General features: G+C 50.1%; 17 protein-coding genes. 11 read left to right on the top strand and 6 right to left on the bottom strand.

Annotated elements, in window-relative coordinates; translation table 11 throughout:
• The first annotated feature begins 57 nt into the window (after positions 1-57).
• A complete protein-coding gene (locus MN202_RS00480; RefSeq protein ID WP_335734117.1) occupies positions 58-1,311 on the top strand; it encodes an Nramp family divalent metal transporter in 1,254 nt (417 codons plus the stop codon).
• Between the two features lie 4 nt (positions 1,312-1,315).
• On the opposite strand, the gene MN202_RS00475 is transcribed toward MN202_RS00480, so the two are convergent.
• Together MN202_RS00475 and MN202_RS00470 are read right to left on the bottom strand one after the other, a co-directional pair.
• A complete protein-coding gene (locus MN202_RS00475; protein WP_335734116.1) occupies positions 1,316-2,296 on the bottom strand; it encodes a sugar phosphate nucleotidyltransferase in 981 nt (326 codons plus the stop codon).
• 128 nt (positions 2,297-2,424) lie between these two features.
• Complete coding sequence (locus MN202_RS00470) at positions 2,425-2,781, bottom strand: DUF3718 domain-containing protein (RefSeq protein WP_335734115.1); 357 nt, start codon at positions 2,779-2,781, stop codon at positions 2,425-2,427.
• A gap of 183 nt (positions 2,782-2,964) precedes the next feature.
• On the opposite strand from MN202_RS00470, the gene paeA reads away from it, so the two are divergent.
• The gene (paeA, locus tag MN202_RS00465; RefSeq protein WP_335734114.1) at positions 2,965-4,272 is read left to right on the top strand and encodes a polyamine export protein PaeA; all 1,308 of its coding nucleotides are present in this window, start codon (positions 2,965-2,967) and stop codon (positions 4,270-4,272) included.
• Positions 4,273-4,301: 29 nt separating this feature from the next.
• Here paeA and MN202_RS00460 read toward each other — a convergent pair whose 3' ends face one another.
• Positions 4,302-4,949: a DUF5610 domain-containing protein gene (locus MN202_RS00460; RefSeq protein ID WP_335734113.1), complete on the bottom strand. Its 648-nt coding sequence runs from the start codon at positions 4,947-4,949 to the stop codon at positions 4,302-4,304.
• 144 nt (positions 4,950-5,093) lie between these two features.
• Between MN202_RS00460 and MN202_RS00455 the strand changes: the two genes are divergently transcribed.
• Complete coding sequence (locus tag MN202_RS00455) at positions 5,094-6,290, top strand: MFS transporter (protein WP_335734112.1); 1,197 nt, start codon at positions 5,094-5,096, stop codon at positions 6,288-6,290.
• Here the strand turns inward: MN202_RS00455 and MN202_RS00450 are convergent.
• Positions 6,255-7,049, bottom strand: a complete 795-nt coding sequence (locus tag MN202_RS00450; protein WP_335734111.1) for a pseudouridine synthase — start codon at positions 7,047-7,049, stop codon at positions 6,255-6,257. The two genes, MN202_RS00455 and MN202_RS00450, sit on opposite strands and share 36 nt — an antisense overlap.
• A 177-nt stretch (positions 7,050-7,226) precedes the next feature.
• On the opposite strand from MN202_RS00450, the gene MN202_RS00445 reads away from it, so the two are divergent.
• The 4 genes from MN202_RS00445 to MN202_RS00430 all read left to right on the top strand — a co-directional run bounded on the left by MN202_RS00445 (position 7,227) and on the right by MN202_RS00430 (position 9,672).
• Complete coding sequence (locus tag MN202_RS00445) at positions 7,227-7,742, top strand: RNA polymerase sigma factor (RefSeq protein ID WP_335734436.1); 516 nt, start codon at positions 7,227-7,229, stop codon at positions 7,740-7,742.
• Complete coding sequence (locus tag MN202_RS00440) at positions 7,735-8,214, top strand: hypothetical protein (protein ID WP_335734110.1); 480 nt, start codon at positions 7,735-7,737, stop codon at positions 8,212-8,214. Before MN202_RS00445 ends, MN202_RS00440 begins: the two co-directional genes overlap by 8 nt.
• A gap of 10 nt (positions 8,215-8,224) precedes the next feature.
• The gene (locus MN202_RS00435) at positions 8,225-9,199 is read left to right on the top strand and encodes a DUF4097 family beta strand repeat-containing protein (protein WP_335734109.1); all 975 of its coding nucleotides are present in this window, start codon (positions 8,225-8,227) and stop codon (positions 9,197-9,199) included.
• Positions 9,200-9,459: 260 nt separating this feature from the next.
• Positions 9,460-9,672, top strand: coding sequence for a hypothetical protein (locus MN202_RS00430; protein WP_335734108.1), 213 nt, complete (start codon positions 9,460-9,462; stop codon positions 9,670-9,672).
• 64 nt (positions 9,673-9,736) lie between these two features.
• Here the strand turns inward: MN202_RS00430 and MN202_RS00425 are convergent, their stop codons facing one another.
• Positions 9,737-10,843 carry a phosphoribosylaminoimidazolesuccinocarboxamide synthase gene (locus MN202_RS00425; RefSeq protein WP_335734107.1) on the bottom strand — a complete coding sequence of 369 codons (1,107 nt, stop codon included), beginning with the start codon at positions 10,841-10,843 and terminating at the stop codon, positions 9,737-9,739.
• A 216-nt stretch (positions 10,844-11,059) separates the two neighbouring features.
• On the opposite strand from MN202_RS00425, the gene MN202_RS00420 reads away from it, so the two are divergent.
• Positions 11,060-12,376, top strand: coding sequence for a DUF4397 domain-containing protein (locus tag MN202_RS00420; protein WP_335734106.1), 1,317 nt, complete (start codon positions 11,060-11,062; stop codon positions 12,374-12,376).
• A 65-nt stretch (positions 12,377-12,441) separates the two neighbouring features.
• Here MN202_RS00420 and MN202_RS00415 read toward each other — a convergent pair whose 3' ends face one another.
• Positions 12,442-13,893 carry an OmpP1/FadL family transporter gene (locus MN202_RS00415; RefSeq protein WP_335734105.1) on the bottom strand — a complete coding sequence of 484 codons (1,452 nt, stop codon included), beginning with the start codon at positions 13,891-13,893 and terminating at the stop codon, positions 12,442-12,444.
• 283 nt (positions 13,894-14,176) lie between these two features.
• Here MN202_RS00415 and MN202_RS00410 point away from each other — a divergent pair, with 283 nt between their 5' ends.
• Genes MN202_RS00410 through MN202_RS00400 form a run of 3 tightly spaced genes read left to right on the top strand, consistent with a single transcriptional unit; the run spans position 14,177 to position 21,593 of the window.
• Positions 14,177-15,250 carry an efflux RND transporter periplasmic adaptor subunit gene (locus tag MN202_RS00410; RefSeq protein ID WP_335734104.1) on the top strand — a complete coding sequence of 358 codons (1,074 nt, stop codon included), beginning with the start codon at positions 14,177-14,179 and terminating at the stop codon, positions 15,248-15,250.
• A gap of 29 nt (positions 15,251-15,279) precedes the next feature.
• Positions 15,280-18,534: an efflux RND transporter permease subunit gene (locus tag MN202_RS00405; protein ID WP_335734103.1), complete on the top strand. Its 3,255-nt coding sequence runs from the start codon at positions 15,280-15,282 to the stop codon at positions 18,532-18,534.
• Positions 18,531-21,593, top strand: a complete 3,063-nt coding sequence (locus tag MN202_RS00400; protein ID WP_335734102.1) for an efflux RND transporter permease subunit — start codon at positions 18,531-18,533, stop codon at positions 21,591-21,593. Before MN202_RS00405 ends, MN202_RS00400 begins: the two co-directional genes overlap by 4 nt.
• Positions 21,594-21,597: the final 4 nt, after the last annotated feature.

Below are 21,597 nucleotides of genomic sequence, written 5' to 3'. Positions count from 1 at the left end.
TCAGCTGGCGCTGCCTTGTGCTAAGGTAGCGCCATGCTTTCCTGTTAACTATTTCTGATGACAACAAAATCCTTCCGTTTTGGTCCTGCAACCCTGGTTACTGCTGCCTTTATTGGCCCCGGTACTGTGATTACCGCATCATTGGCTGGTGCTAATTACGGCTATGCACTGGTATGGGCGCTGCTGTTTTCGGTGTTTGCCACTATGGTGCTGCAGGAAATGGCTGCCAGGCTGGGTATTGTGACCGGGCGCGGGCTGGGCGAAAATCTGCGTACACTGGTCAGCGCACCGCTATTGCGCTGGCCGCTTTTATTGTTGGTAGTGGCGGCTATTGTGGTTGGTAACAGCGCCTACCAGGCCGGCAATATCAGCGGTGCGGCGCTGGGCGCAGAGGCTATTTTTTCCGGGGTAACTTTTATTCAGCACTGGTATTCCAGCACTGGCATTAAGTTTTGGCCTTTAGTACTGGGCTTGCTTGCCGCCACCGTGCTGTGGTTTGGCCGCTATAAATGGATTGAGCGATGCCTGATTGGACTGGTGTTGCTAATGAGCCTGGCGTTTATCGCCACGATGATTTTAACCAGGCCGGATATATTGGCTTTAGTTAAGGGTGCGTTTTGGCCACAGATCCCCGCTGGCGCTATGCTGACGGTGGTTGCGCTGATTGGCACTACAGTGGTGCCATATTCCTTGTTCTTGCATGCAGCCAGTGCGGCGCAAAAATGGCCGCAGGCCGATATTGATACCCGTTCTGCGCTGGCGGCGTCGCGTGCCGATATCGCTGTCGCCATTCCGCTTGGTGGCCTGATTTCTATTGCCATAGTGTCGACAGCCGCGATAGCATTTTTTGGCAGCGGCCAGCAACTGGACAATGTGTCGCAACTGGCGCAAAGCTTAACACCGCTTTTTGGTACCGCTGCAACCTGGAGTCTGGCTGTTGGGCTGATGGCGGCCGGTTTATCCTCAGCCATTACCGCGCCGTTGGCCGCGGCCTATGCATTGACGGGGATTATGGGAAAGCCGCTGGATCTTAAACAACCGCTGTTTCGCTTAACCTGGCTGGCCATTATTTGCATAGGTGTGCTGCTGTCATCGTTGGGGATCCGGCCATTAAACGTAATTTGGTTTGCCCAGGTGGCCAATGGTATTTTACTACCGCTGATGTGTATTTGTTTATTGTTAGCCATGAACCATAAGGTACTGGGAGCCTATAAAAATAACCGCCGGCAAAATGTGCTGGGCGCGCTGGTGTTGCTGGTTAGTCTGCTACTTAGCGGGCGTAGCCTGGCATTGGCTTTTGCGCTGCTGTAGCTTGCTAACAGTACAACGCATGCTGATGGCGGGCCGGCGCTAAGGGCGTAATAGCGCTAAGCCAGCCGCCGCTGTGTTTGCGCAACAATGCCGAGCTTGCCTGGCCCAGGCGCTCAGTACAACTGCGCCGCCCCAGGATCGGCCACAGTTGGTTATCGCCCTGCAGCCAGTCCGGATGGCTAAGTACATCTAACCGACTGGCAAAATAACTGTTTAGGGTGCCAACATCGCGCCAGTAGTGGGGCAGGCTCTGTTCGCCTGGTAGAACATTGCTGCCAAAATCATAGACGCAGGCACGGCCGCTGCTAATAAGGTGCGGTAGTATATGGCGAGCAAAATCAATGTGCTGGCCGGCGGCTATATTGCCCAAGGCTTGTTGCAGCACCGCTGAGCGAAACAGGTAGTTACCCATAGACACTAAGGCAAAACCGGGCCGCTGCGGTATTTGAGGTACGTTGGCCTGCGGTTTTTCAATGAAGCCCACAATGCGCTGCTCAGCATCGACAATAAAAACCCCAAAATGGCGGGCTTGCTCTACAGGCACTGCAACAGCCGCTATGGTGACATCTGCCTGCTGTTGTTGGTGACACTGCAGCATCTGACGGTAGTCCATTTTATAAATATGATCTGCGCTGAGTACGGCAATATGCGCCGGTTGATAATCGCGGATGATACTGAGCTCGCGTGCGACCGCACCTGCAGTGCCAATATTTAATGCCGCCGGTGCCTGACAACACTGCAGGCTACCATATTGTTTAAAGCGCGCCTGCCAGTGGCGCTGCAGATGGCTGTGTAAAGCCTGAGGCTGATATTGGGTTAGTACCAGCAAATGATGAAAACCGGAATGCCACAAATTACTCAGTACAAAATCGATAATACGCCGGCGGTGCACAAAGTTCAGTGCCGGTTTAGCCTGTTTTAGTGTTAACGGAGCCAATCGTTTGCCAGCACCACCGGCCAGTATCACGTTTAGTACTGTACTCATGCTGTACCTCCGTCAATTCAGATGTCAGGACATTAAATGTACAGTAGGTGCAGTCTGTCGGCTTGATATGTATCAAATGAAAAGTTGATATTGCTGTAGCACCACCTAAGCTGCTACAGCAAGTCGGGTTATTGGCCTATACGCGCGCGGATTTCATTAACCAGAGGAGAGGCTTCAAAACCGTTGCTGGCTGCCCAGGCCGGATAGTCAAATTCTGCCAGGGTTTTTGCCGGCATTTGCTTAACGATAAAGGTGCCTGATTCATAGGCGTCGCTGCGGATAGCAAATTGCAGCATGTTTTCGTTATTACATTTAATGCTGTCATAAATATTGCGCACGTTAAGCTTATTGTCAGTTAGCATTTTACGCAGCTGATTACGGTTATCATCTTTGATATAACCACACATGCTGCCAGCTAATTGATCGTTAGCCAGCGCCGGCATAGCCAGCAGCAGCGCCACTACAGGAACTAACAGTTTTTTCATAACCCCTCCACGGGTTTGCTTTAGTTTCCGCTGAAGTATAGCTGCAGTAATTTAAACTGGCAGTAGCTGGCGTAAAAAATTCCCATGAATATTTTCAGCAGCTTAGCGTTTTTATTTGCTTAACAGCGCTATACTGGCCAGGTATAAATTTGCTTTGCAACAGCTAACCGGTCCGGAGCCGTTATGACTACGCTGGAATATATATTACTGATGTTGTTACTGGTCAGCGCCAGTGCGTTTTTTTCAGTGTCAGAGATAGCGCTGGCCGCATCACGCAAGATGCGTTTACGTTTGCTGGCGTCAGAAGGTGTCGCCAATGCAGAAAAAGTACTGGCGCTGCAGGAGCACCCGGGCAATTTTTTCACCGTGGTGCAAATTGGTTTAAATGCGGTGGCTATTTTAGGCGGTATTTTAGGGGAATCGGCATTTACGCCTTATTTCAGCGCTTTGCTGGAATTATTTTTTACTGGCAGTTGGCTGCCGTCGGTTGCCTTTGCCATATCGGTATTTTTTGTTACCTCACTGTTTATTCTGTTTGCTGATCTGATGCCCAAGCGTCTGGCAATGATAGCGCCGGAGACCATAGCGCTTAAAGTGGTTACGCCGATGTTGTTTCTGATCACCTTTCTTAAGCCCTTTGTCTGGCTGTTTAACGGCCTGGCAAATGTCTGCTTTAGTTTGTTTAAAGTGCCAACTATGCGCAAGGATGATATTACACCGGAAGATATCATTGCCATGATGGAAGCAGGGGCCCAGGCCGGCGTGCTGCAGGAACACGAACATCAGTTGCTGGAAAACGTATTTGATATGGAGTCACGCACTGTAACATCGGCCATGACGGCGCGGGAAAGCCTGATATTTTTCACTCTGAATGAGTCGCAGGACAATATTAAGTCGAAGCTGGCCGAACATCCGCATGCGAAGTTTCTGGTGGTTGATGGTGTACTGGATAAAGTTATCGGCTATGTCGATACCCGCGATATATTGCTACAGGTGTTGCATGACCAGCCAATATCACTGAAAAAAGAAGGTATAGTGCGGGCTCCGCTGATTATTCCGGATACGCTGTCATTATACGAAGTGCTGGAACACTTTAAATCGGCCGGTGTTGATTTTGCCATTATCATGAACGAATACGCACTGGTGGTGGGCATTATTACCTTAAAAGATGTCATGAGCATCGTGATGGGCGAGTTGGTAAGTTCTGAAGAAGAGCAAATAGTCGCCCGGGATACCAATTCCTGGTTGGTTGAAGGCCTGACGCCGCTACAGGATGTTATGCGGGTACTGGATATTAATAGTTTTCCGGATGCAGAAAACTACGAAACCATTGCCGGTTTTATGATGTACACGCTGCGTAAAATCCCTAAACGTACTGACTTTGTACTGCACAGTGGCTACAAATTTGAGGTGGTTGATATCGACAGCTATAAAATTGACCAGCTGCTGGTCACCAGGATAACGCCGGCAGAGCCGGCTGATAAACAGTAAATAGCCAGACAGCAGCCTGTTGGCTGCTGTTAGTTGCTGTCTTTGGGATCCGTACCTTGTGCTGCACTATCAATGTCGTCAGCTGGCGGGTTAGCTGCCAGCTCCAGCATTCTTTCGCGAAAGCTGGCCAGCCCTTTGTTAACTAAATCATAGGTGCTGTCTACGCCGCTTTCTACGTCTCCTTCGTACACTTTTAAGTTGGTAAGAATATCTTTGGCATCGGCAAAGCCTTTTTCAATGCCCGGCGTTATCAGCGCCAAAAAATCATCCAGCGTTTGCTGTTCTGTTTCAGCACCTGCCAGCTCTTTGTAGCGACTGTAAAAGGCGGTAGCAAAGGCGACGATACGTTCGGCAGTGGCTTCGGGTGAGGTGTCGATACCTGAGTCGTAAACTTTTTGGGCGGCGTTTTCGCCCAATACCGGCTCCAGTTCAGCATTAATGCCCTCCAGCGCAGTTTTGTACAGTAAGCTTAAGCTGTCATTGTTACTGCGCAGCGACACTTGCTCATTGGCGCGTAGTATCGCCACATTTTGTGCCTGCTTGGCCTTTGCAGCTGCACTGATACCGCTGTTTGCTCCAGCGGCAACATCGGTTTTAGCCTTGTCGGCTTTTGCTGCGCTGTTGTCCTGCCTGACAGGGGTAATAGCCGCTGAGTTGTTACCTGGTGTAATGGCCATGAGCTTGCTCCTCAAATTGTCGCATTAGTATAGCCTGTAGCTGGTTATCGGCAGTGTTTGCTAAAGCTTTAACTTTTTTGTTGCTCGTCTGTGTTGGCAAATGGCTTTATAATAGCGCCTTACTCCGTCGCCGGACTGCAGGCCTTGATAGATTATAAAACCGCTGCCTTTTATCGCTCTGCCTTTGCCTTATGTTTAGCCGCCGTAGTGGTATTTGCCAATCTGCATTTGCTGCAGCCTCTGTTACCCCAGCTTAGCCGCGAGTTTGGCCTGACACCGCTGCAAGCCAGCTGGGCTTATACTGTGGCGACCTTGTGTTTGGGTGTGTCTCTGCTGGTGTATGCAGCGCTGTCTGATGCCTGGGGCCGAAAAAAGCTACTATTGCTTACGCTGGCCGGTATGACACTCAGCACACTGGCGCTGACCCAGGTAGACAGCTTTAATTCTCTGGTATTCTGGCGCGCGGTGCAGGGGCTGTTTCTGGGCGGCTTACCGGCTATAGCCATAGCCTGGATGGGGGAAGCCTACAGCAAGCCGGCTATGGTTGCTGCTGTGGGGTTTTATATCAGTGCTAATTCATTGGGCGGCATCAGTGGTCGTTTAATGGCTGGTGCTCTGGCAGATCTTGGCCATTGGCAATGGGCATTTTGGCCTGTTGCGATACTGAGTATATTTAGTTGTTATTTTATCTGGCGGTATTTGCCAGCCAGCAAAGTTTTTGTGGCAAAGCCGTTTAGTTTGCGCCAGGCCTGTATTGATAACTGGTACCATCTGCGCCAGCCGTTGTTGCTATTAACCTATCTTATCGGTGGGCTAAACTTTTTTATTTTTCTTAACCAGTACACCTATATCGGCTTTGTGCTGGCCGATGCTCCTTACAGCTTGTCCAGTTTTTGGATTGGCTTGTTGTTTATTACTTATTTCACCGGCACAGTCGGCTCGGCAATGTCGGGCCGCGTGGCGCAGCGTCTGCCAGTGCCGCTGGGCATGGCATTGGGTGTAATCATCCTGATTTTAGGCACGTTAATTACGCTAAGTGCCAGTTTATGGTTGATAGTGCTGGGGTTTTTTATCAATGCATTTGGCTTTTTTCTTACCCATTCACTGGCCAGCAGCTGGGTTAATCAAACCGCCAGCCGCGCCAAAGCCAGTGCCAGTGCGCTCTATCTGGTATTTTATTATGTTGGTGCCAGCAGCGGCGGCGTATATTTACAACCATTTTGGCAATGGCTTAACTGGCAAGGTGTGGTAGTGGCGGCGTTGTTAATGTATGGCGTAACCTTGCTATTGTGCCTGTGGCTTTGGCTACGCGTTAAGGCGCTGCAGGCCAGCCAGCTCTGATGCTGTGAGTGGCCGGTAGGCACCACAGGCCAGGTCTGCCAGTTGTAGTGCACCCAGCGCCAGTCGTTTGAGCGATGTGACCCGATAGCCTAAGCTTTTGCACATATAACGAATTTGCCGGTGCTGGCCCTCAGTAAGTACAATTTGAAATTGTGCAGTACCCATGGCGCAAACCTGGCAAGGCCGGGAATGATAGTGGTTTGCGCCCAGTGTCCAGCTTACACCGTCAGCCATTTGTTGCACAAAAGCGGCAGTAATGGCTTTGTCGGTGTCAACAATATAGGTTTTCGTGTGATAGTGATCCGGATGCATTAGCTGTTGGCTTAAGGCACCGTCATTAGTGAGCAGTAACAAGCCACTGGAATCTTTATCCAGGCGGCCGACGGCAAACAGGCGTTGTGGCAGCTGCTGTAATAGGTGATAAAGGCTGGCCGGATCGTCTGGCCGGTTATTACAGTCAATACCAACCGGTTTGTGGTACAGCCAGTATTGCCGCTCTGTTGCAGCCTTCAGCGGCTGCTGATTAATCAGGATCTGGTCCGCCGCACATACCAGATCAGTGTGATTAGCCGGTTTACCATTAACGCTGACACTGCCGGCACTGATTAAACGCTCGGCAGCGCGGCGTGAACACCAGCCGCAGTGCGCTATCCATTTTGCCAGCCGCTGTGGTGCTATCAGATTACTATGTCCTGCCATCAATACTTCAACTTCTGCCTGTTTCATTAAATTGTCGCTGATCTGTAACACAACTGACACGGGCTAGCTGCATACTTGCCCGCGTTCTACCTTCCTTCCTGGATTATATCTCACTAGTTAGTGACGGGAGCTTGCTCCCGTTTTTCTTTTTTTCAAAAAAAGTTACCACGCTTTAAACCTTTGCCAATACGCTATCGACTAACCAGTCAAACAATACAATAAAAGGCTATGGGGTTGATGGAGATTGCAGCGGCAATCGATGCAGCAAAGCAAGGCGATAAGCAGGCTTTTAAGGTGCTGTATCAGCAGTTTGTTGGCCGGGTGTATGCCATTTGTTTGCGCTTATTGGCAAACCGGCAGAAAGCTGAAGAAGCCAGCCAGGAAATTTTCTTAAAGATCTGGCAGCAATTGCCATCTTTTCGTGGTGACAGCAGTTTTGCCACCTGGTTGCACAGCATCGCCACCCGCACCGCTATAGATATCTGGCGCCAGGAAAAATACCTGCGCCTGACCGATAGCAGTGATGAACTGGAGCTGGCCGAGCAGACGGTAGCTTGCCACAGTTTGCAGGCACCGTTAGAGCACGCCATCGTGCGTTTGCCGCATCAGGCCAGAGCAGTATTTGTTTTGTTTGCCATAGAGGGATATGGGCACCGGGAAATAGCCAGCATGTTGGCTATCGCCGAAGGTACGTCAAAGGCGCAGTACCACCGGGCCAGACTTTTATTACAGGAGTGGTTAGCCGATGAATAACGAGCAATTAGATGACGCTATCCGCAGCTTAAATAAAGCTATCACGCCCGAGCGTGAGCTGTGGAGCGATATTGTCAGCCGCTTGCCAGAGCGTCAAACAGCCAGGCCGCCACTAGGGTATTGGGCCAGTGCTGCTGCATTACTGTTGGTGGGGTTAATTGGCTGGCAGTTGGCTGTTTTGCCTTCCGCTGCGCAGCGCTCAGCGGCAATGCCTAGTGCAGAGTTGATGATATTGCAGGTGTACGAGCAACAAAAACAACAGCAATTGGCGCAAATTGTTGCCGTTGCTGAGGGGTTTGAAAACTGGCAACTGCAAATGCAAATTTGGGATCAGGCCATCGCTCAGGTGCGCCAGGCATTACAGTTTTATCCGGATGAACCGCAGCTGTTAGCGCAGTTGCAAAGCTTATATCAACAGCAACTTTCCTATATTCAGCGGGCGACGTTGCAGCATCATTTAATCATAAGTTAGGAGCAACATTATGAATACACTATCAAAAAAATGGTTAACCGGCGTAGCAGCATTGCTGCTGTTGCATGCTGGCCTGCCAGCTTATGCTGACCAGCGCGAAAGCGTAAACGAAAGCCGTGCCGTTGCCGCCAATGAGAAAATATATCTTGAAGTTATGAGCGGTGAAGTAAGCATTAAAGCCGTTGATGGTAATCAGTTTAAAATAAGCGGCAAGCTGGACGAAAAGGCCACCGGCTATACGCTGGAATCAAAAGACGGTTTTACCCGTTTTGAAATGACCATGCCGCGTCAGGTAAATTATCGCGGTAGTGAAAAATCTAACGGTGCTGATTTACAAGTTGAAGTTCCCACTGGCAGCAGCATTGAGTTTAAAGGTGTAAACAGTGACGTCAGCCTGGCCGGAGTAACAGGCGGCAGTAAAATCAGCACGGTAAACGGCAATATTTCCGCCGCCAAGTTGAGTGTTCTGGTGCAGTTGAACACGGTAAATGGTGAAATTAACAGTAAAGATAGCAGCGGTGAAATTGAGCTGAGTTCGGTAAATGGTAAAATTATTGACGTTGGCTCTTCCGGCCGGCTGAATTACAGTGTGGTAAATGGCGAAATTAAAGCCAGAACCAGTGCCGAAGAAGTGAGTGTAAGCACCGTAAATGGTGATGCCGAATTAAAAATGACCGGCACACAGCATTTGAAATTAAGTACGGTTAACGGTGAAATTGAAGCTGAGGTGGCTAAGTCGGCTAGCCCACGCATTAGCGGCAGCAGCGTCAGCGGCGATATTGAATTAAAACTGGATAGCAGTATCAATGCCCGCTTTGATATTCAGGCATCTGCCGGGGGCAGTATCGACAACAAACTCAGCAGCGATAAAGCCAGCAAAGCAAAATATGGCCCGGCCCGCAGCCTGCAATTCACTCTGGGCAGCGGCAATGGCAGCGTAGATTTAAGCACAGTAAGCGGTGATGTAACCCTCGGCAAGCTGTAACCCCTGACAAACTATCATGTTTTTGTATCAACCAAGGGCCGCGATTGCGGCCTTTGTTATATAAGGCAACAAAAGTAAGAGTAAAATAAAACGCTTGATTTACATTTGCTGGGCGAATTAGACTGGACGGAATTTTGCAACTACCAAGATCTGCAACATAAGGATCTGCAACATACTGCTGCAGTTTAATGGGGTGAATTAACGTGGCTTAGTCGCCACTTTTAGCGATGTCTGTAGCTGTATTACACAAGGAGGTTTTCATGAATATCAATGCAACGTTGTTCGGCCAGGTGGTACTGGTCTTACTGCCGCTGATGGCTGTGCTTAGCTATTACCTGGGCAAACGTAAAACCCAGACGCCAAAACTGGCGGCATTTTTTGGCGCTTTGCTGGCATTTATCCCACCGTTTGCCCTGTTATATATCATGGTGCTGATTATTAAAAATGATGTTGCGGTTAACCATGCTGCTTAACGGTTTTGACATAAACACAAGGCCCGCATTGGCGGGCCTTGGTTTTAACAATGTCTGACAGGGTTTATTTAGCGATCAGGTCATAGTGCTTATCCAGCACTGCTATTATTTCGGCTTTCGGGTTGGCCGATAACTCGATTTTTTTGCCTATCACTTTCTCGGCAATGCCTAAATAAGTGCGCGAGATGTCCATCATTACTTCTGTTGGCAGGGCGTTGTCGCAGGCTAAGGCCGCGCGTTCTGGCATGCGGTCTTTATTCAGCAGTATATCCGGCTCGGGGAAGTGGTTTAGCAGCCACTGGCGAAAGCCTTCTTTAGATTGCTCGACAATGTTGCCGTTACGCCAGCTGGCGCCATCCCAGATGCGTGAGCTGTCAGGGGTGCCGACTTCGTCCATATAAATTAGTTTGCTCTGGCCTTGCGTATCTTTGACATAACCAAATTCAAATTTGGTGTCGACAAATATTTGATCCAGTTTGGCTAATGCATCGCTTATTACAGCGAAACCCTGTTTTAGCAGCTTCTCGTACAGGTCGATGTCAGATGCTTGCTCAAAGCCAAAGGCGGTACTGTGACGTTCGATATCAGCGCGGGAGATATTAACATCATCGGCCTCAGGTACGCCGTCCAGCCCGGTTAATATGCCTTTGGTTGACGGTGTGATCAGAATATCTTCCAGCTGTTGGTCTTTTTGCAAGCCTTCCGGCAACCTAATGCCACAGAACTCACGCTCACCTTTACTGTAGGCTCGCCACATTGAACCGGTAATATACTGCCGGGCGATGGCTTCAATTTTTACCGGCCGGGCTTTTTGTACTATCCATACCAATGGATGCGGTATATCCAGAATATGACTGTCGGCCAGACCGTGCTGTTTAAACAGCGAAAACCAGTGGTTAGAAATCGCATTTAACGCAGCCCCCTTGCCAGGCACACCGTTTAAGCCGTGTTCGGCATGCCAGATGCAGTCAAATGCTGAAATACGGTCACTTATTACCATAATGGCCAGCGGAGTATCGGCGGCAACAGCATAGCCTTTGTCGCGGATCAGCCGAGCACTGTCAGCTGCAGTTAACCAATATACGCTGCGCACTTTGCCGGAGTGAACCGGTAAATCTGTACGAATTGGCAAGTCGTCATTGACCGCCAGAACCTGGGTTGCAAGAGTCATTTTCACTTCTTCTGAGGCTGGAAAAAAAGGCGGGCAGAGTGTAGCAGATCTTGTGGCGTAACTAAATCTGTCTGTGCGCAACCGCTGCGGCCAATCAATACTAGCAGCAATTGTAATTAATCGTAATTATCTGTTTTCATTGGTAAATTGCCATGGCTATCGTTAGCTTAAATCCTTACTCTGACGCCGGATTTCTCTGGCTTTAGGATAAAGTGAATGAAAGCAAATGGTTTAACTTCGTGTGTGTTATTAGCCTCGGCGCTGGTGCTGAGTGCCTGTGGTGGCAGTAGTAGTAACGATTCAGCCACGGCAGAAAGTTTTCTGCAGTTTTATAACGGTGCAGCCGGTACAGGCAATGCAATTCTAAGCGCTGGTGACAAGAGTGTTGGTTCAGCGACCTATGGTGATGTTAGCTCAGTGATATCTTTAGAACCTGACAGCTATACGTTGCAAGTTAAGGATGTCGCCACTAGTGCATCGCTGTTAAGTAAAGACTTACCTCTGGTCGTAGACAACAAAGCCTTGTTTATTTTGACGCAACAAGGCCAGCAGTATGATTATCTTACAGTTGATGTCAGCCGTACCGAACCGGAAGAGGGCAAGTTTAAGCTGCATCTGGTGAATTTATCTGCCCAGCACAGTCAATTGGACCTGTACATGGCTCAGGTTGGTAACGGCTTTGAAAACGCCGACAAACTGGATAGCCTGAGCCAGAATGAAGTCAGTACTGAGGTGGTTAATAACGACATCGGCCAGTACCGCTTTTTTCTGACTGCAGCTGGCAGCCAGACACCGCTGTTTACCACCGATGCTATTAACTTCGCCTATCGCAACAGTTACGTGCTGATAGTGCGCGACAAATTTGGTCCTATAGCCAATCAGCTATCGCTGGATATAGTGCTTAACTCCACCACTGTTGCCGCCCATAACGATGTTGATGCCGGTGCGCAATTTCGCGTTTACAACAGCCTGGCGACGTCGGTAGCCTTAACTCTGGATAATGTGTCCGCTGGCAGCGTTGCAGCAGGCCAGCTTAGTGCCTATCAGGACCATGCTAAAGGTGACTTTAGCCTGTCCGTGCGTGACGCCGACAACAACTTGCTGCTAAACAGCGCTTTGTTAAGTTTAGCGGCAGGCGAGAGCAAAGCCGTGTTGCTGTACAATAACAAAGCGGGCGCAACAGAAGCGCTGGCCGTAGCCGAAAAAGACAGCCCGCAGCAAAAAAGCCACGACTTAATCGTTGCCAATCTGGTTGCGGATTTTGACCGTCTGCAGTTCTATTTTGTCAGACAAAACGAAACCATTGCCGATGCACGCTACCATGTAAAAAATCTGGATTTTAAAAAGCAGCAGTCACTGACGTTACCGGAAGACTACTATGCTATAGCTCTGGTGCAGGTTGCTGAAAACGGCAGCACCACCTTGCTGGATAAAACCGATTTACTGCAACTTACGCCAGCTAAACACTATATGTTACTGGCCGAGCAGGACGATGCCGCACCGTCAGGTTACAAGCTAACGCTGGCACACTAAGCCGGTGCGTTAATAACAAAAAAGGCGATCATCTGATCGCCTTTTTTTATCATGCCATCGCCAACTTAAAAACGGTAGTTAGCCTGAACAGCAATCAGCTGGCCTTTATTGCTGTACTGGCCCTGAAAGCCGCTGTTGTATAAGCGTTCGTCCTGCACATTGTATTCGTGCTCATCAACACTGACATCACCGGTAAACAGGTAGCCATAGGCAAAATCCAGGCTTAGCTTGTCACTAAGCTGCCAGTTGGCACCAACCGTTAGCCATACCCGATCATCGGTGGGAATGCGTGCGGTTTTATGGCGTTGGCTAATCGGGTTTTCATCAAAGGCGACGCCGGTTTTCAGTGTTAAGTCTTTCTGGTAGACATAGGTTGCACCAAGTGCAAAAGACCAGCTGTTATGCCAGTATTCCGGAATATAGCCAATATAGCCGGAGCTATTCAGGTTTGGTTCGCGTTGGGTACTTAATGAAATGCTCGGATTGGCATCGTTGCTAACAATATCAATGCTCTGAAATTTGCTCCATTGCGTCCAGGCCGCACTGAACTGCAACGACAGGGCAGCTGTCAGCTGTTGGTCCAGGCTAAAGGCCGCGCTGGCCGGTGTGGTTAGATCCAGTTTGCTTTTTTCAACCAGCATATCGTTAGTTGCCAGTTTGCCGGTGCGGGCATCCAGTAATGGCAGTTGCGGCATACCGGGTACCGGCACCAGATAAGGCGCGCCGTTGGCAACAGTAACCGGCGTATTGGTTATAACTGAATCACCTTTTAAGCTGTAGTCGACAGCAGAGTGCCAGGTTAAAGCCAGGCGGGTGCCGTCGATAGGCTCAGCATAGATACCCAGGGTGTAACCAAAGGCAATATCATCGCCTTCTACTTCGTAATGGCTGGCACAAATGGCATCGTTAAAAATGGCGCCAAGCAGCGGTCCGGCTTCGCACAGGCCACTGTGATCTTTAAATTTCGATAAGGTCCCCTCGGCATGATTTAGTGAAATACCAACACCAACAGAGAGACGCTCGTTAAGTTTATAGGCCAGTGCCGGCTGCAGGCTAACTACCTGAACGGCAGTTTCATCAGCAAAGTAACGGCCGACAAAGTCATCATCATAATCGGATGACAAGCCAAAGGGGGCGTAAAAACCTATACCCCAGCTTAATTGTTCTGACACTTTATCGGCGTAAAACATAAAAGGTACCAGTTCATTCAAACTATTTGCGCCTTCGGTACGACCAACTACTGACTGACCGTTGGCACTTTGCGCACTGGCGTTGCGGTAATTGGTTTGTGCACTGATAAGGTTAAGACCGCCAGATAGCTGGGCACCGTCAAGTTCGGTAATGGCGGCGGGGTTGGAATATACCAGGCTGGCATCGGTGATCTGTGCGCCACGGCCGGCATAGGCGTTGCCCATGCTACTGACTGATTGCTCAAACAATTTATAGCCTTCAGCGTGCGCCGGCACACCAATGAACGCGGACAGCACAGCTAATGACACGGCGGATTTTCTAATCATATACATACCCTGTTGAATGTAAAAAGGGCGATTATAGAGAGGTCAGACCTTAGAGTACATACTCTAGAGCTTATCTGGCTGTAGTTTGGCCGCGGCGCTATTGAGTTTTATGACCAACAAATAGTGATTTTGACTAACTAACATGAATGATGAGTGTGCGTTATAAAATGAACATATTCTATGTTGTTGAAAATATACATGAATTAATTATTTTTGCGGCTGGCATAGCAACTGCATTGACGGTGTTAACTTGCTCAGTTTTTTATTTTCCAAAGGATGAATAATGAAAACCTCACACAGTTTTAAGCTTACCGCCGCCGCTGCTATTTTAGCCAGCGTGTTACTAACCGGTTGTAATCAGGCAAATAGTTCTACTGCTGCCACTAAGGCTGACGCGGTAGTGGCTATTCCGGTTGAGGCGGCGTTAACCCGCCAGGGCCAAATCAGCAGCAGCTACCGCACGACGGCCACTCTGGAAGCGCGTGCCGAAGCTGAGGTGATCAGCAAGGCTACCGGTATAGTGCAAAAAATTCTGGTAGAAGAGGGTGACAAAGTTAGCGCCGGTCAGTTGCTGGCAGTGCTGGATAACGAGCGTCAGCAATACAGTCTTAATAAAGAAAAAGCCGAACTAAGCCGTCTGAGCAGTGAATTAAAGCGCATGGAAGAGATGTTCCAACGCCAGCTGATTAGCGCCGATGTATTTGAAAAACTGAAATGGCAGTATGATTCGTTACAAGCTACCGTCAGCCTGGCTGAACTGGCTCTGAAAGAAACGGAGATCCGCGCCCCGATAGACGGCGTGGTGTCGCGCCGCTATGCCAAAGTCGGCCAGCTGGTTAACCAGCATGCAACGCAGTCGTTGTTTCATTTGGTGTCAAACCAGCAATTAGAAGCCGTGGTGCATTTACCTGAGCAACAGCTGGCGCAGGCCCGGATTGGTCAGCAGGCTCTGTTACAGTTTGCCGGTATGGCCGAAGTACAGGCTGAGCTGGTGCGTATAGCACCGGTGGTAGATGCTCAGTCAGGCACAGTGCGGGCGGTACTTAAAGTTGCCAACGCGCAGCAACAATTAAAACCCGGTATGTTTGCCCAGGTGCAGTTGCAGTTTGATGTAAAAACTGATGCCTTACTGCTACCCAAACGCGCTCTGATGAGCACCGACAATACGCAAACGGTATTTGTTATCGACAGCGAGCAAAAAGTTAGCCGCAAGCAGGTGCATTTGGGCTATCAGGCCGATAACACGGTAGAAGTATTGTCTGGGCTGGCGCTGGGAGATCGGGTGGTGATTGCCGGCCAGTCGGCGTTAAAAGACGAAGCTCTGGTTAATGTAGTTACCGAACGCGAGTTTGAATAAGAATAATAACGCTCACAGGACATGACGCTATGAAGCTGGTCGATACTGCGGTAGCCCGCCCGGTTACCATCTGGATGTTTACACTAGGTATTATACTTTTTGGCATGGTGGCCGCCGGCCGCCTGGCGGTTAATTTACTGCCGGATCTATCTTACCCGTCGCTGACGGTTCGCACTGAGTTTGTTGGCGCTGCGCCGGCCGAAGTCGAACAACTGGTCAGCAAACCGATTGAAGAAGCCGTCGGTATTGTCAAAGGGGTGCGTAAGGTACAGTCGGTATCGCGCTCCGGCCGCTCTGATGTGGTAATGGAGTTTGACTGGGGCACGGATATGGACTTGGCGGCACTGGAAGTGCGGGAAAAGCTGGATGTGCTATTTTTGCCGCTGGAAATTGAAAAACCGCTGTTGCTGCGCTTTAACCCCAACCTGGACCCGATAGTACGCTTGGCACTGAGCCGTGAAAACGCCGGTGAAGCGCTAAATCCTGCTCAGTTAGTTAGCCTGCGTACCTTTGCCGAAGAAGACCTGCGTCGTGCGCTGGAATCATTACCGGGTGTAGCAGCCGTAAGGCCGGATGGTGGTTTAAGTCAGGAAATTCAAATACTGGTTGATCCGCAAAAGCTTAGCCAGCTGCAGCTGGATATCAGCCAGATCAGTGATCGTTTACGCCAGGAAAACCTGAATCAGGCCGGCGGCCGGTTGGAAACGTCCAGCTATGACTATTTAGTGCGCACCATTAATCAATTTGCCGATTTAAACCAGATTGAAAATCTGTATGTTGCCCAGGTTAATGGCAGCCAGGTGCGGTTAAAAGATGTGGCGCGAGTGCGCGACAGCTTTGTTGATCGTCAGAGCATTACCTATGTCGATGGTAAAGAAGCTATTGAAGTGGCGATTTATAAAGAAGGCGATGCCAATACCGTGCAGGTGGCGCAAACACTGCTGGCACAGTTGCCTGAGTTGCAAAAAGCCTTGCCGGCAGGTTACCGCCTGACATTGGTGTATGATCAGTCAGAGTTTATTAAACAAGCCATTGACGATGTAAAGTCGGCCGCTGTGGTTGGTGGTTTGCTGGCAATGCTGGTGCTGTATCTGTTTTTACGTAATGTCTGGGCCACGTTGATCATTTCAATTTCTATTCCGGTATCTGTCATCGCTACTTTTAATCTGATGTATGGCCAGGGTATTACGTTAAATATGATGAGTTTGGGCGGTATTGCACTGGCGGTTGGCTTGCTGGTTGATAACGCTATAGTGGTGCTGGAAAACATAGCCCGGCACAAAGAGCAGGGTAAAACGGCCTTTGCGGCAGCACAAACCGGTACCAGTGAAGTGGCGATGGCCATTACGGCATCGACATTAACCACAGTGGCGGTGTTTTTTCCGCTGGTGTTTGTTGAGGGCATTGCCGGCCAGCTGTTTCGTGATCAGGCGTTAACGGTAACCTTTGCTTTATTAGCGTCGTTAGTGGTGGCGTTAACCCTTATTCCTACCATGGCAGCTCGTGAGCGCAGCCGCAGTGCAGTTGCTGAACCTGCAGCAGTGCAACAAACAGAGCCGGCGGTACGGCGCTGGTACTACTGGCCAAGCTGGCCACTGCGGATGCTGGGTAAAGCCGTGCGCGGTTTATTATTGCTGTTGGTAACCCTGATAACCCTGCTGTTCCGTCTGGTTAGCCGTGGTTTAGCGCTGTTGTTTTCTCCGGTGCTGGGCGCAGTGCAATGGCTGTTAAGCCGCTTAGAAGCGGTGTACCGGCGGGCGCTTGCTGCAGCCTTACAGCTAAAAACGCTGACTATAGCAGTAACGCTTAGCGCTGCTGCCTTATGTTTTGCCTTGTTACCACGGCTGGGCGCCGATGTGATACCAGCAATGAGCCAGGGCGAATTTTATGTTGAAGTACAGCTGCCGGTGGGCAGTGCTATAGAGCAAACCGACAAAGTACTGACTAAACTGGCCGCGCTTGCCGGCGAGCAAAGCGCAGTAAAACGCAGCTATGCTCAGGCCGGTACCGGCGCGCAGATGACAGTTGACCCCAGCATCGGTGGCAGCCACTGGGGCCGGCTGAATATTGTATTGCAGCCTGGTAGCAGCGCCGAGCAGGAGCAACAAGTGGTGGCAGTGTTGCGTGATTACCTGGCACAACAGGCTGATATCGCTGTGAAAATTGACCGGCCGCAATTATTCAGTTTTAGCACGCCGCTGGAGCTGGAGTTATCCGGCTATGAGCTGGCACAGCTGAAAACTGCTGCTGACAATCTGGTTTTGGCGCTGGAAGCCGATAATCGCTTTACTGATGTTAAAACCAGCCTGCGGCCGGGACAGCCGGAGATCACCTTGTATTTTAATCATGGTTTATTGTCACAGCTGGGCATGACCTCGCATGAAGTGGCAAAACGCGTGGCGGCTTATGTTGGCGGTGAACTGGCCGGCCAGTATTCGGTCAATGATCGTAAAGTGGATATCCGCGTACGCTTAGCCGAGCAGTATCGCCAATCCGAGCAACAACTGGCCCAGCTGATCATTAATCCGGGCAGTGACAAGCCGCTACCCTTATCTGCTGTCGCCGAGATAAAGCGTGAAACCGGCCCGAGCGAAATTACCCGCATTGGCCAGCAACGTGTTGCTGTGGTCAGTGCAAATCTGGCATTTGGTGATTTAGAGCAAGCCACGCAAAGTGCAGCAGCGATACTGGCGGCGCAAACGTTGCCATATGGTGTAACGGGCGCTGTAGTTGGCCAAAGCGAAGAGATGCAGCGGGCGTACACATCTCTGACTATGGCGCTGCTGCTGGCGGTATTTTTAGTCTACTTAGTTATGGCATCGCAGTTTGAAAACCTGCTGCAACCGCTGCTGATCCTGTTTACAGTGCCACTGGCCGGTGCCGGCGCGATTTTAGGTTTATGGCTAACCGATACCCGTCTGTCAGTCATAGTGTTTATCGGCCTGATTATGCTGGCCGGTATAGTAGTGAACAACGCCATAGTATTAATTGATCGCATTAATCAGCTGCGGGCTGAAGGTATGGCGCTAAAGCAGGCGATAATCGATGCCGGTGCCAGCCGTTTACGTCCGGTATTAATGACCACCTTAACCACTATTCTGGGCCTGCTGCCAATGGCGCTGGGAACCGGTGATGGCAGTGAAATCCGCGCGCCTATGGCGATTACGGTAATTTTTGGCCTGGCACTGGCAACTATGCTGACCTTGCTGTTTATACCGGTACTTTATGCTTTAGTCAGCCGGGACAAGGTCGCAAATACGGTTGCTGCGGAGGTGACGGTATGAACCAGCAGCCGTTGTGGTTAACCCGCTTTGCCCTGACCCGGCCAGTGACAATTTGCATGTTGTTTTTGTCGATGCTGGTGTTTGGCATTATTGCCAGCCGTATGTTACCGCTGGAAAAGTTTCCGGGTATTGATATTCCGCAGATTTTTATCAATGTGCCTTATAACAATGCCACGCCGACTGAAATTGAGCGTCTGATCACCCGCCCGGTAGAAGAAGCACTGGCGACGGTGAGTGGGGTTAAGGAGATGCGCTCCTGGTCAAATGAAAACAGCGCTGAGATTTCGCTGGAGTTTAACTGGGAAGAAAACATCAACAGCAAAAGCATTGAAGTACGTGAGCGGCTGGACAGCATCCGGCATCTATTGCCGGACGATGTCGAGCGGGTGCTGGTGTTTCAGTTTAATACTAACGATATGCCGATATTTCAGCTGCGTATTTCCAGCGAACGTGATCTGGCTATGGCTTACGATCTGCTGGAGCGGCAAATAAAACGTCCGCTGGAGCGGGTTGCCGGTGTATCGAAAGTGGAACTGTACGGCGTAGAAAAACGCCAGGTGATTATCCGGCTGGATCCGGACAAAATGCGGGCATTAAATATTGATGCCCCAAGCATAGTGCGCACCTTGCAAAGCAACAATTTTGCGATGACGGCCGGTGAGCTGCGTAACAGTGAAAACAGTATCTTAATTAAACCGGTAGGTGAGTATCAGCAGCTTGAGCAGATAGCGGCACTGCCGCTGCGGCCCGGACTTAGCTTGCGCGAAGTTGCCACGGTGCAGCTGGAGCTGCCCGAGCGTGAAGATGGCCGTCATCTGGACCAGACCTACGCTGTTGGCATGAACGTGTTTAAAGAATCCGGCGCTAACCTGGTAGAGGTTGCCCGCGCGGCTTTGGCGGTAGTAGAAGCGGCCGATAAAGATCCGGCTTTTAACGGCATCAGTCTGTACATAATGGATGATATGGCCGATGGCGTGACTACCTCACTTAGTGATTTACTCAGTGCCGGTGGCATTGGCGCTTTGTTATCTTTTGCAGTGCTGTATATGTTTTTGCGTCATATCGGCACCACTATGGTAGTGGTGCTGGCCGTGCCGGTATCAATCTGTATTGCGCTGGGCATCATGTATTTTCTTGATTACAGCCTGAATATCTTAAGCATGATGGGCTTAATGCTGGCCATTGGTATGCTGGTTGATAACGCTGTGGTGGTAACCGAAAGTATCTTTCGTGAACGTGCTTTAGGCGGCGATGTCAAAGCGGCTACCGCCCGTGGCGTACGCCGGGTTAGTTTAGCGGTGGTGGCCGGTACTGCTACTACTGCCATTGTATTTTTGCCCAATATTGTTGGCCAGAAAATGGAATTAACCATTTTTCTCGAACATGTGGCCATTGCTATTTGTTTGTGTCTGGCCGTTAGCCTGTTGATGGCGCTGACATTGATCCCACTGCTTACTACCTACTTGCATATGCAGCCACAGCAACAACATCAGGCCGGCGCTTTTGAGCGCGGCTATCGTAAAGTTCTGAGCTGGGTGATGTATCATCCGCGGTGGTCGACGCTAATTGCAGTATTGTTGTTGGTTAGCATCGCTATTCCAATGGGGGCGGTGTCCAGCGGTGATGAAGACAATGAAGACAGAGACCGCATTTTTTTAAATTACAATATACAGGGCAACTTTGCCCTGGAAGAAGTGGAAGCAGAAGTCAGCAGCATGGAGGCGTATTTATATGCCAATAAAGAGCGGTTTGATATCGAGTCGGTATACAGCTATTACCGCTCTGGCCATGCGATTTCAATCATTATTTTAAAACCGCAGCTTAGCCAGCCGATGGCGGCGTTAAAAGAGGCAATTCGTAAAGACTGGCCGGCACTGGTGCGGGCTAAGCCATCATTTGGCTGGGGTAACAATGGTGGTATGCAGGTGCATTTGCTCGGCAGTTCGACCGAGGTGCTGTTAAAGCTGGCGGAGGATATTGAACCTATGCTGTCTGGTATTGCCGGGCTGGAAGATGTCAGTTCAGAAATGGCCCGTGGCCAGCAGGAAGTGCAAATACGGTTAAAACTGGATCAGCTGCAACGCCATGGTTTGTCGGCGCAGCAGGTGGCGCAGGCTGTTGCGCTGGCACTGCGCGGTACCAATTTACGTACTTTCCGTACGCTGGAGCAGGGTGAACTGTTAATGCGTGTGCTGTACGACGAAAAAATCAGTCACTCCCAGGCTGAGCTGGCCGCCTTGCCCATTTTAAATAAAGACGGTGTGGTAATTAGCCTGCAGCAACTGGCGACGCTGACCATAGCACCGCGGCTAAATCAGATCCGCCGCTTTGACCGGCAAACCGGCATTGCTATCCGGATGAACCTGGCCAAAGACTATAAAATGGACACCGCGCGCGAAGACATTAAAAAAGTGATGGACCAACTGGCATTGCCGGCTGGTTATCGCTGGTCCTTTCAGGGCAGCTTTCAGCGCCAGGACGAGTCGCAGCAGGTCATGGTGGTCAATATGTTACTGGCGGTAGCGATGATTTATCTGGTAATGGCGGCGTTATTTGAGTCTTTATTATTACCAACAGCGGTGATTGGTTCGTTGTTATTTTCGCTGGTAGGTGTGTTCTGGACCTTTTTGTTTACCGGCACCACTATGGGCGTTATGGGCATGATTGGTATGCTGGTGTTAATGGGCATAGTGGTAAACAACGGCATAGTGCTGGTAGACCGCATTAACCAAGACCGGCAGGAACAACCTGACGCTACACTACGTGAGCTGATTATCAATGCCAGTGAGTCGCGGTTGCGGCCCATCCTGATGACAGTGTCCACCACTGTACTGGGCTTATTGCCACTGGCACTGGGCGGTACCCAAATAGGCGGTGATGGCCCAAGCTATGCGCCTATGGCAATTGCGATAATTGGTGGTTTGCTGTTTTCTACCTTAACCAGTCTGGTGCTGGTGCCACTGACTTACTGGGGCCTGGTTAAATTAACTGCCGGTTGGGCCAGTTGGCAGGCGCAATCGCTGCGCTGGGCCGATAAATTGATAAAAATACGGGGATAAGTGC

Origin of the sequence: Rheinheimera muenzenbergensis (assembly GCF_036984005.1) — a bacterium.
Lineage (GTDB): Bacteria > Pseudomonadota > Gammaproteobacteria > Enterobacterales > Alteromonadaceae > Alishewanella > Alishewanella muenzenbergensis.
The sequence above is the reverse complement of the archived record's forward strand: the minus strand, read 5'-3'. Positions and strand labels throughout refer to the sequence as shown.

Coding starts and splice junctions, on each gene's coding strand:
- MN202_RS00480 (WP_335734117.1), top strand. CDS start 58: ATGACAACAAAATCCTTCCGTTTTGGTCCTGCAACCCTGGTTACTGCT.
- MN202_RS00475 (WP_335734116.1), bottom strand. CDS start 2,296: ATGAGTACAGTACTAAACGTGATACTGGCCGGTGGTGCTGGCAAACGA.
- MN202_RS00470 (WP_335734115.1), bottom strand. CDS start 2,781: ATGAAAAAACTGTTAGTTCCTGTAGTGGCGCTGCTGCTGGCTATGCCG.
- paeA (WP_335734114.1), top strand. CDS start 2,965: ATGACTACGCTGGAATATATATTACTGATGTTGTTACTGGTCAGCGCC.
- MN202_RS00460 (WP_335734113.1), bottom strand. CDS start 4,949: ATGGCCATTACACCAGGTAACAACTCAGCGGCTATTACCCCTGTCAGG.
- MN202_RS00445 (WP_335734436.1), top strand. CDS start 7,227: ATGGAGATTGCAGCGGCAATCGATGCAGCAAAGCAAGGCGATAAGCAG.
- MN202_RS00440 (WP_335734110.1), top strand. CDS start 7,735: ATGAATAACGAGCAATTAGATGACGCTATCCGCAGCTTAAATAAAGCT.
- MN202_RS00435 (WP_335734109.1), top strand. CDS start 8,225: ATGAATACACTATCAAAAAAATGGTTAACCGGCGTAGCAGCATTGCTG.
- MN202_RS00430 (WP_335734108.1), top strand. CDS start 9,460: ATGAATATCAATGCAACGTTGTTCGGCCAGGTGGTACTGGTCTTACTG.
- MN202_RS00425 (WP_335734107.1), bottom strand. CDS start 10,843: ATGACTCTTGCAACCCAGGTTCTGGCGGTCAATGACGACTTGCCAATT.
- MN202_RS00420 (WP_335734106.1), top strand. CDS start 11,060: ATGAAAGCAAATGGTTTAACTTCGTGTGTGTTATTAGCCTCGGCGCTG.
- MN202_RS00415 (WP_335734105.1), bottom strand. CDS start 13,893: ATGATTAGAAAATCCGCCGTGTCATTAGCTGTGCTGTCCGCGTTCATT.
- MN202_RS00410 (WP_335734104.1), top strand. CDS start 14,177: ATGAAAACCTCACACAGTTTTAAGCTTACCGCCGCCGCTGCTATTTTA.
- MN202_RS00405 (WP_335734103.1), top strand. CDS start 15,280: ATGAAGCTGGTCGATACTGCGGTAGCCCGCCCGGTTACCATCTGGATG.
- MN202_RS00400 (WP_335734102.1), top strand. CDS start 18,531: ATGAACCAGCAGCCGTTGTGGTTAACCCGCTTTGCCCTGACCCGGCCA.